Below are 13,953 nucleotides of genomic sequence, written 5' to 3'. Positions count from 1 at the left end.
TAAATAGCCCTACTACAGTTTATTTAATTACACCTTTTCGTGTTTAATTAAATCAGCTGCTTTTTCAGCAATCGCAATTACCGGTGCATTTGTGTTGCCGGTAATAATGGTAGGCATAATCGACGCATCGACTACGCGTAAGTTACTTACCCCGTGTACTCGCAAATTAGTATCCACCACTGCCATTGAGTCCTGCCCCATTTTACATGTCCCGACTGGGTGATATTCGGTATCTGCAGTTTGGCGTATAAACTCAATTAGCTGATCATCATTATTTATATCAAGCGGATAGAGCATTTTACCGCGTATGTTATCAAAAGCTTTGCTTTGCATAATAGTGAGTGTTTTTCTAAGGCCTGCAAGCATTACAGTTAAATCATCTGGATGGCTTAAGTAATTAGGGTCAATAAGTGGAGCACTACGTGGGTTGTTATCAGCTAATGTAATAGTACCTCGGCTTTTGGGGCGCATAATACTGCTGTGTATACTGTAACCATGCCCAGTGTGTAATTTACGACTATGATCGTCCACCAGCCCAATTACAAACTCTAGTTGCACATCGGGAGCTGGCGAGCCTTCAAATAATTTAATAAACGCGTGCGACTCTGCAAAGTTACTGGTTAATCGCCCTTGTCGTTTACTAAACCAGTTAACACAGCCTTTTATAATGCTGGCAATGCCTAGCGGGCTTATACCAAATGTGCCTTTATTTGTTTTTGATTTATAAAGTGGCACTACCGTTAAATGATCTTGTAAATTAGCGCCAACACCTTCAAGTACGTGCTGAACCCTAATGTTATGTGCACTTAACTGCTCTTTTGGGCCAATACCTGAAAGCATTAATATTTGCGGCGAATTAATAGCGCCAGCACTAAGTATTACCTCTTTTTTAGCACGTAAATTAATAACCTCTTTATTACGCTCTATTTGCACGCCTTGCGCTATCTTATTGGTTATATTTATTTTATTAACGTGGCTATGGGTTAATACCGTTAAATTCGGGCGGTTTAAATGCGGTGTTAAATATGCTTTTGCTGCACTACAACGCTCGCCATTGTGCTGAGTTACCTGCGATAAACGTGCACCACTTTGCTCTTTGCCATTTATATCGTCGCTTAAATTAACGCCCTGCTCAGCACAGGCATTTAAAAAGTATTGGTTTACATCGCTTGGGTTATTTAGCTCTTGTACATGTAAGGGGCCGTAAGTGCCGTGCAGCTCATTATTTATAAACGCTTTATTGTTCTCAGCTTTAATAAAGTACGGAAGTAAACTATCAAAATTCCATCCCGTATTGCCATTAGCCGCCCATTGGTCGTAATCGTACTTATTACCTCTTATGTAAACCATCGCATTAGTCGAGCTTGAGCCACCCAATACTTTGCCACGCGGCACAAAACCACACCGGTTATTAAGCTCTTTTTGTGGCACGGTATTGTAATGCCAGCTATTTATGCCATAAGGCACACTCGCTGCTATGCCTGCTGGCATTTGCACAAATACACTTTTATCACTGCCGCCAGCTTCAATTAAGCACACACTTACATTTTTATCCTCAGACAATCGCGATGCCATAACGCAGCCGCCACTACCTGCGCCAATCACAATGTAATCAAATGTTGTATTGTTCATGGTGTACCTTAATAAAAGTTTTAAACGGCTTTAACAGTAATAGTGCATAGAAAAACTCAACAAAACTTGATATTTTTAGACATCATTTATTTGAGGTTAACCATGAGCAGCCTAATCAGAGCCACGTCATTACAAGGTATAGATACCCTAATTAGCGAATTTGGCGGCGATCCGCATGAAATAATGCAAAACTATAATATTAATAACGTTGACTTTAAAAATCTCGATAACCAATATTTACCTTATCGAGATTACGCTGAGCTATTAGAATACTGTGCTTGTAAGTTCAATTGTTCTAGTTTTGGCCTTAAGCTCGCAAGTAGACAAAATTTTGATATTTTAGGGCATATTGCAATAGCAGCTAAAAGTAGTACTAATTTAGGTGATGCACTTAATTGGGTTATTAAATACCTTCACTTGCACAGCCCTGCACTTAGCTTAAACTCGCACCCTTTAGAGAATGATAAAAGCTTGTTTTTATCATTCGAAATTAATTTAAAACCATTACCGAACATTAACCAAGTGATTGAGCTAACCATTGGTTTAGCATTGGCTGTTATTAAAAAGCTGAGTAATAACCGCTGCAAACCAATTAATATATTTTTGCCAAAAAAATTAAGTACTAATACTCGTGCCTATAACACTTACTTTGGTTGTAACGTTATAGAGCATCGCAACAGCGCTGGTATTGTAATCTCAAAAAGTGATTTAACTCTTGAGCTTGATCACCCTGAACTAAATAAAGTACAAGCGGCGCTAAGCTTCTTGGCAAAAAACAAAGAACACACACAACCATTGCCCAACCAAGTTAGTGCACTAATTAGGCCTATGCTTCCTATTTATCAATGTAGTAACCAAACTATTTCAGCTGCGCTGGGTATGCACCCGCGTACTCTGCATCGAGAACTTATCAAACATAATACGAGCTTTGTAAAACTTAAAGATGCCACTCGTCGCGCTTTAGCTGCACACTATTTAGCGCAAAACCAATTTACAATATCAACCATATCTGAGCTTTTAGGGTATCAGGAGCAAGCAACGCTAAGTGTTAATGTTAAACGCTGGTTTGGATGTTCTCCTCGAGCATATAGGACTAAAAAAATGTTAAACTAAACACTCTTATTATTATTTTTATTTAAGCTAAGGAGTGAGCATGAACTTTGTTATTGTTGGCACCAATTTTATTAGCGACACACTGTTAGCCGCTGCAAATACGTTAAACGATTTTAATTTATATGGGGTGTGCTCGCGCGCAGTATCAAGCGGCGAAGCATTTTTAGCCAAACACCCACAAAATGCACAAGCAAAAATTTTCACCTCAATCGAGCAAGTATGCCAAGATCAAAATGTTGATGCTGTCTACATAGCCGCCCCTAACAGCTTACATAAGCAATATGCCGTTATGTGCCTAGAAGCGGGTAAACATGTCCTTGGCGAAAAACCATCAGCAGCCAATTCTAAAGAGCTTGCAAGCATTATTACTACAGCAAAAAAACATCAGCGCCTTTACATGGAAGCCATGATGACCACTCACTTGCCTAACTTTGTACGGCTGCAACAGGCAATGGTAAAAATTGGCACACCACGTAAATATATTGGCCAGTACAGTCAATATTCATCGCGTTACGATAAGTATAAAAATGGCGAACGTCCAAATACGTTTTTGCCCGAGTTTGCTAATGGTGCTTTAGTTGATTTAGGGATTTACCCACTGTATTTATTAATTGCACTTTGGGGAGCGCCGCAAAGCGTAAGTGCCAGTGGCGTATTACTTGATACAGGTGTAGATGGTGCGGGCGATGTATTACTAAACTACGCAGATAAACAAGCCGTTATTAGTTACTCTAAAATATCGCAAGGCGACAACATAACCGAAATACAAGGCGAACTTGGACGCATACGTATAGAAGCCGTATCGCAACTCAAAAAGGTGGAGTTTATTGCTAATAATGGTGAGGTAGAGATTATATCCCAGCCGTTTGATGAGCACTTTATGAAATACGAAGTTGAACATTTTATGGCATTAGTGAAGCAAAATATTCTTGAGTCACCCGTTAATACACATATTTTAGCCAGTAACGTAATGAGCGTACTTGATGAAGCTCGCAAACAGCTTGGGGTTGTGTACCCTAACGACTAACTAAATAAAATATGGGCGTTAACCAACGACAGTTAACGCCCAGAAGAAAGCTTAAATAGCTCTCGTACAACGACACATTTTACAAAACACACTTTACAAACACATTTAAAAATAGCGATCCCCATCCATGGGCAATCAAATACTTCTACAGCAAACTTAACACTAACAACCCAAATTCGGATTATTACCAATATTTATTATTCAATAACCTTAAAACTAACCTAACACATAAAAACATTACCAATCAAGCTAGCCAATTGCATTATTTTAAACTAAATTGGTAATACAAGAATACAACCATTGGTGTATAGTGGTTTTTAACCATAACATCGCGTTAGAATTTTGACATAATAGTGAATTTTGAGGTAACCTCTGGTATTAACAGTTGGTTTTGACTTTTAGGCCCCAGAGGCCATTATTCCTTAAGGTAATGAAGGTAAAGTATGGGTAATCGTCGCTTATTTTGGCGCATAGTTGATAAAATTGAGTCTTTAATAAATCAAGGCGAATTTTCTGCTGGGAGTCGTTTACCACCTGAACGTGAACTGGCAGAAATGTTTGATGTAAGTCGCCCTACCATTAGAGAAGCTATTATCGCATTAGAAGTACGTGGCCGAGTTGAAGTTAAAACCGGCTCTGGTGTTTACGTAGTAGAACAAAAAAATGCATCTATAAAATCAAAAGAGATCAGTGCATTTGAACTTACTCAAGCTCGCGCATTAATTGAAGGCGAAATTGCCGCTTTAGCTGCTCAAAGCATTACAGAAGAAGAACTAGAGCAACTAAATAAAACATTAATTGCCATGGAAAAAGGCCTTTATGTTGAGCAAGCCGACCGTGAGTTCCACGAAATTATAGCTAGAGCAACACGCAATAAAGCACTTGAATTTGCAGTGTCTAACTTGTGGGATTTACGTTTAACAAACCCACAAATTGTTGCTGACTATGGCAGTGTGTGTAAAAACAATAACGAGTGCGTTATGGACGAACACACCGCTATTTATACAGCTCTAAAGTCGCATGATGCAAATGCAGCGCGCAGTGCAATGCACAAACATTTTAACCGCTTAATTAATGCTTTATTTGACGCTGTAGAATCGCGCGCACTTGAAGAAATTAAACGCAAAAATGATGAAAAACGAGGCCTCTACTCGCTTGATGGCTTAGTTAATAAAAGTGCTCACTAAGGCCTTTTAACCAACTGATTAAAGTTAGCAAACGCCTGTTTGCTAACTTTACCTCTTACTTTATTTACCTGCCCTATTAAATATACTTTTAATTGCGCTATTTTTGGTCGCAAACACTTACCTATAAATTTAAAAAAAGATACTATGCCGCCATTAATATCGGGCGGGTTTAGCTTTTATACTCCCTGCATTACATAACTAATTGATAGAGTTACTCAACTCAAGGATAAAAATGCAAGCATCTTCAAAAAGTTATTTACTGGCTATCGTGTGTGTACTGCTTGCTATGATGACCATTCAAACGGGCGCGTCATTTGCAAAGCAGCTTTTTCCTATTGTTGGCCCTGAAGGTACAACTGCCCTTAGGCTTGGTTTTTCTGCCTTTATACTTTGCTTAGTGTTTAAACCTTGGAAACACTTACCTACTTCTGGTAATCGTATTCCTATAATTGTGTATGGTTTAAGTTTAGGCGGCATGAACATTTTGTTTTATTACGCCATTGAACGCATTCCACTAGGCATTGGTGTAGCGCTTGAATTTACAGGCCCGCTTGCTGTTGCCTTATTTTCATCACGCCGCAAACGTGACTTATTTTGGGTTGCCTGTGCTATTGCCGGTATTTTGCTTCTGCTTCCTGATATGAGCGGCCAAGACAGCCTTGATCCATTGGGTGTAGCGCTTGCGCTTGGCGCCGGTGCATGTTGGGCAGGTTATATATTATTTGGTAAAAAAACGGGCACACAAAGCTCTGGTGGAGCAACTGTTGCGTTGGGTATGACCGTTGCCGCTATAGTGCTAGTACCTTACGGCGGCATTCTGCAAAGCGCCGCGTTTACGTGGGAAATTATCCCACTGGGTATTGGTATTGCTATTTTATCAAGCGCACTGCCTTACACACTTGAAATGGTTGCACTGCGTAACATGCCTTCACAAGGGTTTAGCGTAATGATGAGTTTAGAGCCTGCAATAGCTTCGCTCGCAGGGTTTATTATACTGGGTGAGTTACTTACTTTATGGCAGTGGCTCGCTATTTTACTTGTTATTATTGCATCTGTTGGTAGCTCTTTTTCAAACGCAAAAAAACAGGCTACTTAATTAACTACCAAACTAACCTTAACAACCTAAATAAAGTCACCACGCAACATGGTGACTTTATTGTGTTGTATCCAGTAATTTTTTAACTCACAGCCTTACTTTGCTTTTTAGTTGTAACCAAATAGCCAATCAACGAAATAAGCGGCATGCCCGTCGCGACCAGAGCAATACCTGTCCACCCGCCCGCTTCATATAATGGGCTGGCAATAAGCGAGCCTACTGCGCCACCTACAAATATACTCGTCATGTAAATAGCGTTTAAACGCGCACGGCTTTGCGGCTCTAGTGCATACACTGCACGTTGACCCAATACCATATTGGCCTGCACAGCAAAATCAATAAACACACCGGTTAATGCCAATACTATAATGCCGTAAGGTAGCTCAAATAAGCTTGGTAAAAAGCACACTGCTGCAATTACTTTGGCCAGTAACGATAACTGATGCGTATAGCCTTTATCGGCTAAACGACCAACAATGGGGGCAGCTACAGCACCTGCCGCACCCACTAATGCAAACAATGCTATTTCTGATTGCGATAAACCATACTCACGGGCAAGCACAACCGGTACGCTCGTCCAAAATAAACTGAACGATGCAAACATTAATGCTTGAAAAAGTGAACGTTGGCGCAGCACTGGTTGGCTAATCATTAACTGTTTAAGCGATTTTAATAACTTAAAATACGTTGTTTTATGGGTAGGTTGCCTGCTTGGAATAGCAAAATAAATTACGCCTGCAATAAACACCATACACCCTGCTGCAAAGTAAAATACAGCACGCCAACCAAAGTGATCGGCTATTAAACTCGATATAGGTCTTGCCAGCAAAATACCTAGCAACAGACCCGCCATAATATTGCCAAGAACCTGTCCGCGCTTCTCGTCTGACGATAAATGCGCAGCAAGCGGAATAAGCACCTGAACAGAAACCGAGCTCATACCTATCATTAAACATAAAATAAGCATTACATTAGGTGAATCAGCAAGTGCCGTCCCCACTAAACTCAAAAACGACACAGCTAAAGTAATAAGCATTAAACGCTTATTTTCAATTAAGTCAGCTAATGGCACTAAAAAAAACAACCCCAAAGCGTAGCCTATTTGTGTAAGCGATACGATAAGGCTAGCACTGTGCGCACTTAATCCAACTTCTGGGGCAAGCAACTCAATAATAGGTTGAGCGTAGTAAATATTGGCAACAATAAGACCGCAACACAAAGCAATAATAGTAACGAGTGTATTGCTAAGTGGTTGTGGTGAAACGCCTGGTTGGGTCATGTGTGTCTCTACTTTATAAAAATAATAAAACCCAACCAGCAAACGCGGGTTGGGTTTTTACAAAAAACTTCGTTTTACTTAATTGGTGATGGCTGCCCATGTGGGCTTGAGCGTAAATACTGTTTAGGTGCAGTTACTGTAGCGCCAAGCTCTGCAGCTGCATGCCACGGCCAATGCGGGTTATATAAAATGCCACGCGCCAGCGCTACACCATCGGCTTGCTGCTCACTAATAATATCTTCGGCTTGCTGCGCCTGTGTAATTAAACCCACCGCTATAACAGGCATTTTAACCGCTTCTTTTATGGCTGTTGCAAACGGTACCTGAAAATTAGGTTTTACTGGTATTTGTTGCTCAGGACTTAAACCCGCAGTACTTACATGAATAAAGTCACAGCCGAGTTCATCAAGCGCTTTACTAAGCACTATCGATTGATCTAAATCCCAGCCGCCTTCAACCCAATCAGTTGCCGAAATACGTACACCTACCGCTTTTTCACTAGGAAATACCGCTCTTACCGCTTTAAACACATCAAGCAATAAACGCATTCTGTTTTCTAGGCTACCACCGTAGTTGTCATCGCGCTTGTTTGAAAGTGGCGACAAAAACTGGTGTAACAGGTAACCATGCGCACCATGTAGCTCGATTAAATCAAGGCCGAGTTCATCAGCGCGTTTAGCTGCACTGACAAAGTCTTTAATTAATGAGTCTATGTCGTCTTGGCTCATTGCTTTTGGCACTGGGCTGCTATCGTCGTACGCAACTGCCGAAGGTGCCACGGTTTGCCAGCCATTAACGTCATCAGGTGCAATAGCGCCAATATCTTCCCACGGCTTACCTGTAGAGGCTTTACGCCCAGCATGCGCTAACTGAATACCAATAGGCATAGAGCTGTATTGCCTTACTGCTTTCAGGCTTTTGCCCAGTGCTTGCTGGGTTTCATTATTCCAAAGCCCTAAATCGCCGTAGCTAATACGCCCTTCTGGGTTTACTGCTGTTGCTTCTAAAATTAGCAATCCTGCACCACTCAAACTCAATTGGCCCAAATGAATAGTGTGCCAATCGCTAGCAGCGCCATTGTTTGCTGAGTACTGGCACATTGGTGCAATAATAATACGGTTATCTAACGTTACTTGCCCAAGTGATAAAGGCGAAAATAGTTGGCTCATTGTTAATCCTTAAAAACACGCACAAAAAAGTGCGGACAAAACAAAAAAGAGTATACGAAGCGGCAATCAAACACGCTCACTCAATAACTTACACAGTTACTTATAAATACGACTACCACTCTTAATGGGGATAAAAACATACTTTAATAGTGCTGATAAAAGCATAACTAATGACATTATAAACTATCAATTTTAATGTAATAATTTGTTTAACGAGCGCGTCATAAAGCCATCTTTAAAAAATGAATGACTATTTACCTTTAAACAAGGGTGTGATTTTTAACCTAACTGTACCTAATAGCACTAAGCTATTGCTTGTATTGCCTATTAACTAAATAAAAACCCTACATACTAACCATATTTATTCTACAAAAGTGAATTAAAATTCAATTTAAATATTCCAAGCTACTTCACTCCCTGATAAACTGCTTAACTTAATTTACTAATGTAAAACATTTGAACTGGGGATCACTTTTTATGTTTAAACCAAGCTTGTTAACCTTGGCTATTTCGAGCGCTGTTTCTAGCGTATTTTTATTGCCTAATGCTGCACTTGCTCAAGAAGAAGTTGCAGCTAAAAACAAATCACTCGAAGTAATCGAAGTTACAGCAACAAGGCGCAGCGGCTCTGTGCAAAATGCACCGCTAAATATTACAGCCCTTGATGCAGATATTATGAAAGATCAAAATATCAATGAGCTTGCGGATGTAGCACGCTGGGTACCTGGTTTAACAATTACCGATCAAGGTGGCCGCTCAGGCTCGCCTATTATTGTTCGTGGTTTAAATACAAACTCTTCTGGTCCATCGTCAGATGGTGGCACGGTATCTACTTACATTAACGAAATTCCAGTTTCGGTAGATATGCGCCTAGTAGATATTGAGCGTGTTGAAGTATTAATTGGGCCACAAGGCACCCTTTATGGTGCAGGCACATTAGGCGGTGCAATTCGCTACATGCTTAAACAGCCTGAGCTTGATTTTACATCGCTTGAAGTATACGGCGACCTATTTCAAACAAAAGAAAGTGACTCTTTAGGTGGCGAAGGCGGTTTTATATTTAACCTTCCTATTATCGAAGATAAATTAGCAGTTCGCGCCAGCTTAAATGTATATGAAGACCCTGGTTTTATCGATTACGGCTACGTAGTACGCGAGCCAGGCGTATCACTGCCAGATCCAGATTGGAGCGATAGCTCAGCAGTTAATAACAACCTTAAAAATGTAAAAGACGCCAACGGCGAAACCACCACTACAGGTCGTATTTCTGTACGCTTTAAACCAAATGAATCGTTTGAAGGTACGCTTAACTACTTTTACCAAAACCAAGACAGCGAAGGCCGCTCGATTGTTCATTACAACAGCCTTAATGCAAACAACGGCTTAAGCGATGTAATAGGTAAATACGAATCGGCTTATCGCTTTGAAGAGCCTCGCGAGAAAAAAGATCAATTACTAAGCCTTGAACTAAAAGCCGACCTAGGTTTTGCAGAGCTCGTATCGGCAACCGGTATTTCAAGCTTTGATGCCGACGGCCAACGCGACCAAACAGACTTACTTATTCGTCTTGATTACGGCTATGAAGAATTTCCTTCGTTTTCAACGTTTACCCGTGAAATAGACGAAGAAGATACCTTCACTCAAGAAATTCGCTTAGTGTCGCAAGGCGACAGCGACTTTAACTGGATTGTGGGTGGCTTTTACAACAAAACAGAAACCGAAGCGTCAAGCCGAGAGTTTACGCCTGGGTTTGACCAATTCGCTATCGATAACTTTGGTGGCGAGCAGCTAAGACCTGACTCATTAGAGTACTTAGAGCTTACAAAAAGTACCGTCACTGAATCTGCACTATTTGGTGAAGTTGGCTACCAAGTTACCGACAAATTAGATGTGACCATTGGTGCCCGTTTTTACAAATACGATATAGAGTCGCAAGCGGCTTTTGACTTCCCGCTAGCAAATACATTGTATGGTGGAGTAGATCCTGATGTAACCACCGTTGCATACGAAAAAGACGAAGCAGGCGATAACGGTAACTTATTTAAATTTAATGCTAAATACCAGTTCACTGACTCAGTAATGGGTTACGTAACAGTAAGTGAAGGCTTTAGAATTGGCGGCTCAAACGGTTTAGTGTCTTGTCCTGATCCAATTGTTGAGGATCAACAAACAGGTTGTGGTAAACCTGACGAATTATTATATGAAGCCGACACCACAACAAACTACGAGCTAGGCTTTAAAAGTACATGGTTTAGAAGCCAACTACACTTTAACGCCGCGTTATTTAACGTAGATTGGGATGATGCGCAAATCACTGGCGCTACAGATATAGGTCAGTTAACGTACCTTTCAAACGCAGGCAGCGCTAATGCAAAAGGGGTAGAAATTTCGACTCGTGCAATTTTATCTGACTCGTTTTCAGTTTACGCTACGTACGCTTACACAAAAGCAGAACTAACATCAGACGCACCATTTTTGTTTAATGCCGATGGTACCGGTGGCGCAGAAGACGGCGACCGTTTACCTGGTTCACCTGAAAACCAATTTTCGATGGGTGTAAACTATCAAACAGATGTGTTTAACGACAAAACGCTTGATATTAACTACGGTTTAACCGCGCAAAGCGACGTGCTTTCAAGAGTAGGACTTCGCGATAACGGCGAAACACTACCAGGTTACAGCTTAAGTAATATATCAGCTAAATTAACGGCTGATGCATGGTCAACTACGCTATATGTTGATAACCTATTCAACAAATACGCGGTTACATCCGTTCGTCGTTCAGATGCCGATATAACATCAGCTAATGGCGCCGACATACAACGTAACTACGGCCATTACATTAATCGCCCGCTTACGGTAGGTGTTAAATTTAACTACAAATTTGAAATATAATTTAAGCGACTTTTAAACAGTCTCACTTTTTAAATACTGTTTTAAGGCTCAAATTTATTTGAGCCTTTTTATTTTCTTTTACAAAATAATAATTACCAAAACCATGCAGCCAAATTTAAAGCAACTTCATCAAAGCGCAATACACTCCCTAAACCAAGGTAAAATAGAGCAAGCACACAAAGCCCTAGTGGAGTTAGTTACACTCAAACCAGACTTTGCTGATGGGTATTTTTTGTTAGCTATGGTTAATTTAACTGTTGGGCAAATACACAAAGCAATAAAGCTCATCGAAAAAGCCCTTACCCTTGGCCAAAGTATTGAATACACCGCGCAACTTGCTAAATGTTACGCACTTACTGGCGAATTACAAAAAGCAAAAAATACCGCGCTATCAGTGCCATTAAAGCAAATAACTAAAGCACTTGATGCCGACACACTCGGCGTTGCACTTACTCAAGCAGGCATTCACGAACACGCACTTAACTACTTTGAGTGCGCTATTAAACTGGCTACAGCAGCTAACAAAGCTCAACCACCGTTTTATTATAACTACGGTGTAAGCGCTAAGTTTTTAGGATTATTCGATAAAGCCCAACACGCTTTTGAAAATGCCATAGCGCTTAACCCGCTGCATCATCAAAGTCATTTTGCATTAAGTGATTTAACTAAAGTAAGTAAGCAAAACAACCATATTGAGCGCTTAAAAAACGTATTTGAGCAAGTAACGCACCCCGATGCAAAACTGCATATTGGCCATGCTTTAGCAAAAGAGTATCAAGATATTGGTGAATTTTCAGACGCTTTTAACGCGTTAGAGCAAGGTAAAGTAGCAAAACGTGCTGTGCAGCCGTTTGATCATAAAAGTTCAACTGAGTTATTTGAACATATTAAACTCTTAAGTGAACAGCACAAACAAGCGCTAACACAAGGTAACCCAACGGCCGAACCTATTTTTGTATTAGGTATGCCCCGCTCTGGCACCACATTAGTTGAGCGTATTTTATCGAGCCACAGCGACGTGCAATCAGCCGGTGAATTACAAGACTTTGGCCTAAGCGTTAAAAAGCTAAGCCAAACACAAACACCTCATGTACTCGACACTCAAACGCTCAGTAAAGCCTACGAGCTTGATTTTAATCAGCTTGGGTCAACCTATTTAAACGCAACACGCGTAATAACAGGCAGCCATAAACACTTTATTGATAAGCTCCCGTTTAACTTTTTTTATATCGATTTAATAACCAAAGCACTGCCAAACGCTAAAATTATTTGTATGCTGCGCGATCCAATGGATACCTGTATTGGCAACTATCGCCAATTATTTACCATTAATAACCCCTACTATGCTTACTCGCTCGATTTACTCGACACTGCAAAATTTTACAGCCGTTTTTACAAACTAATGCAGCACTTCAGCGCCCTGCACAGCAATATAAAATTAGTAAAATACGAAGAATTAGTCGCACAGCCCGAGCAACAAATTAAAGAGTTAGTCAGCTTTTGTAACTTAGATTGGCAACCCCAGTGTATAGATTTTCACTTAAACACCGCACCAGTTTCTACGGCTAGCAAAGTGCAAGTACGCCAACCACTTAATAATAAAGCAATAGGCCGTTGGAAGGCATTTAAGCCCCATACTGATGCAGCAGTGGAGTACCTTTTAAAACAAGGTATCAGTTTTGAGTAAGGGTTTTATAGCTGGGAGTTAAATGAGTGGACTTAGGGATAGTCCGCTTTGTGCCATCTCCGGACGTTCGTAACGAGCCTGTAGATTAACTCGTTTTTAAATTTGTTTTTATTGATAAACAAACCATAGCTGAGTTCCTATTTTGGTTCAATTGATTACTGTATTTTTACGCAGAATATAGAAGTGTTTGATATTGTTTTAATTGGCGTTTTGGAAGGGATTACGGGTGTTTGAGTGGCTTTTATTTAGAGTAAGAGGGCTTACCCTTCTTAATGCATCGTGTTTTGCAGCTTTTCTATATTATGAACAAGGCAATACAGTTGCCATTGCGCATTCACTTTCGTTTGACCCCGTAAGGTCAATTTATTCATGCCTTTATTCACTGTAATGTTCCCGAACACTGGCTCAATACAGCCAAGTCTTTTGCTATATTGTCGTCGACCTATGGGGCTGTCTATTTTTACTTTCATTTTGTCTACATAGCTCAGCTTTTTGCGTGATTTATTATTTATAAACTGTACTTGTCGTCCTCTTTCTATCGGTGGTTTTCGCATACATTGCTGTTGTAGTGGACATACTTTGCAATCTTTTAAGTAACCGCAGAATCGTGTGTATTGTTGGTTATGGCTGTTTACATTAACTCCGCTTCGCCACATATCATTACCTGCTGGGCAGCGGCATGTTTGGGTTGCTTCATCATAATGAAAATCGTCTGAGGTAAATAACCGAGGCTTGCCTTTACTGCGTTTTAGTCGGCGCTTTTCTTGCTCAGTTTCGTATGTTTCGCTGGCTTTAAACAGCGGATTTCGTTTTCTAAATTGGTTATCCGCAATGTAGGTATCGAACCCACTTTGCGCCATAAACTCAA

10 protein-coding genes are annotated in these 13,953 nt (G+C 40.5%); 6 read left to right on the top strand and 4 right to left on the bottom strand.

Features of this window, described 5'->3' with window-relative positions; all coding sequences use genetic code 11:
- Window positions 1-27 precede the first annotated feature (27 nt).
- Window positions 28-1,632, bottom strand: a complete 1,605-nt coding sequence (locus tag QL995_RS00050; RefSeq protein WP_290291369.1) for a GMC family oxidoreductase N-terminal domain-containing protein — start codon at window positions 1,630-1,632, stop codon at window positions 28-30.
- 102 nt (window positions 1,633-1,734) lie between these two features.
- Here QL995_RS00050 and QL995_RS00045 point away from each other — a divergent pair, with 102 nt between their 5' ends.
- From QL995_RS00045 to QL995_RS00030, 4 genes are all read left to right on the top strand, one after another.
- On the top strand, window positions 1,735-2,745 hold the full coding sequence (locus QL995_RS00045; RefSeq protein ID WP_290291367.1) for an AraC family transcriptional regulator: 1,011 nt from the start codon (window positions 1,735-1,737) through the stop codon (window positions 2,743-2,745).
- A 40-nt stretch (window positions 2,746-2,785) separates the two neighbouring features.
- The gene (locus QL995_RS00040; RefSeq protein WP_290291366.1) at window positions 2,786-3,772 is read left to right on the top strand and encodes a Gfo/Idh/MocA family oxidoreductase; all 987 of its coding nucleotides are present in this window, start codon (window positions 2,786-2,788) and stop codon (window positions 3,770-3,772) included.
- Between the two features lie 443 nt (window positions 3,773-4,215).
- A complete protein-coding gene (locus QL995_RS00035) occupies window positions 4,216-4,959 on the top strand; it encodes a FadR/GntR family transcriptional regulator (protein WP_002960591.1) in 744 nt (247 codons plus the stop codon).
- 232 nt (window positions 4,960-5,191) lie between these two features.
- Window positions 5,192-6,055 (top strand): DMT family transporter, encoded by an 864-nt coding sequence (locus QL995_RS00030; protein ID WP_101216422.1) that lies wholly within the window; start codon window positions 5,192-5,194, stop codon window positions 6,053-6,055.
- Window positions 6,056-6,137: 82 nt separating this feature from the next.
- Here QL995_RS00030 and QL995_RS00025 read toward each other — a convergent pair whose 3' ends face one another.
- Window positions 6,138-7,334, bottom strand: coding sequence for an MFS transporter (locus QL995_RS00025; protein ID WP_197117162.1), 1,197 nt, complete (start codon window positions 7,332-7,334; stop codon window positions 6,138-6,140).
- Window positions 7,335-7,408: 74 nt separating this feature from the next.
- A complete protein-coding gene (locus QL995_RS00020; RefSeq protein ID WP_290291356.1) occupies window positions 7,409-8,503 on the bottom strand; it encodes an NADH:flavin oxidoreductase/NADH oxidase in 1,095 nt (364 codons plus the stop codon).
- A 477-nt stretch (window positions 8,504-8,980) separates the two neighbouring features.
- Between QL995_RS00020 and QL995_RS00015 the strand changes: the two genes are divergently transcribed.
- Complete coding sequence (locus QL995_RS00015) at window positions 8,981-11,398, top strand: TonB-dependent receptor (protein WP_290291352.1); 2,418 nt, start codon at window positions 8,981-8,983, stop codon at window positions 11,396-11,398.
- Window positions 11,399-11,501: 103 nt separating this feature from the next.
- Window positions 11,502-13,085 carry a tetratricopeptide repeat-containing sulfotransferase family protein gene (locus QL995_RS00010; RefSeq protein WP_290291350.1) on the top strand — a complete coding sequence of 528 codons (1,584 nt, stop codon included), beginning with the start codon at window positions 11,502-11,504 and terminating at the stop codon, window positions 13,083-13,085.
- A gap of 269 nt (window positions 13,086-13,354) precedes the next feature.
- Here the strand turns inward: QL995_RS00010 and QL995_RS00005 are convergent.
- The coding region (locus QL995_RS00005) for a transposase (RefSeq protein ID WP_290291347.1) at window positions 13,355-13,953 on the bottom strand (599 nt) is incomplete at its 5' end.

The sequence above is a fragment of the Pseudoalteromonas sp. APC 3358 genome (assembly GCF_030408075.1).
GTDB classification, from domain to species: domain Bacteria; phylum Pseudomonadota; class Gammaproteobacteria; order Enterobacterales; family Alteromonadaceae; genus Pseudoalteromonas; species Pseudoalteromonas arctica.
Note: the sequence above shows the minus strand (reverse complement) of the source record. Positions and strands in the feature narration are given on the sequence as shown.

Excerpts from the sequence above, each read along its gene's own strand:
- QL995_RS00025 (WP_197117162.1), bottom strand. The coding sequence starts at position 7,334 with ATGACCCAACCAGGCGTTTCACCACAACCACTTAGCAATACACTCGTT.
- QL995_RS00045 (WP_290291367.1), top strand. The coding sequence starts at position 1,735 with ATGAGCAGCCTAATCAGAGCCACGTCATTACAAGGTATAGATACCCTA.
- QL995_RS00035 (WP_002960591.1), top strand. The coding sequence starts at position 4,216 with ATGGGTAATCGTCGCTTATTTTGGCGCATAGTTGATAAAATTGAGTCT.
- QL995_RS00010 (WP_290291350.1), top strand. The coding sequence starts at position 11,502 with ATGCAGCCAAATTTAAAGCAACTTCATCAAAGCGCAATACACTCCCTA.
- QL995_RS00015 (WP_290291352.1), top strand. The coding sequence starts at position 8,981 with ATGTTTAAACCAAGCTTGTTAACCTTGGCTATTTCGAGCGCTGTTTCT.
- QL995_RS00050 (WP_290291369.1), bottom strand. The coding sequence starts at position 1,632 with ATGAACAATACAACATTTGATTACATTGTGATTGGCGCAGGTAGTGGC.
- QL995_RS00040 (WP_290291366.1), top strand. The coding sequence starts at position 2,786 with ATGAACTTTGTTATTGTTGGCACCAATTTTATTAGCGACACACTGTTA.
- QL995_RS00020 (WP_290291356.1), bottom strand. The coding sequence starts at position 8,503 with ATGAGCCAACTATTTTCGCCTTTATCACTTGGGCAAGTAACGTTAGAT.
- QL995_RS00030 (WP_101216422.1), top strand. The coding sequence starts at position 5,192 with ATGCAAGCATCTTCAAAAAGTTATTTACTGGCTATCGTGTGTGTACTG.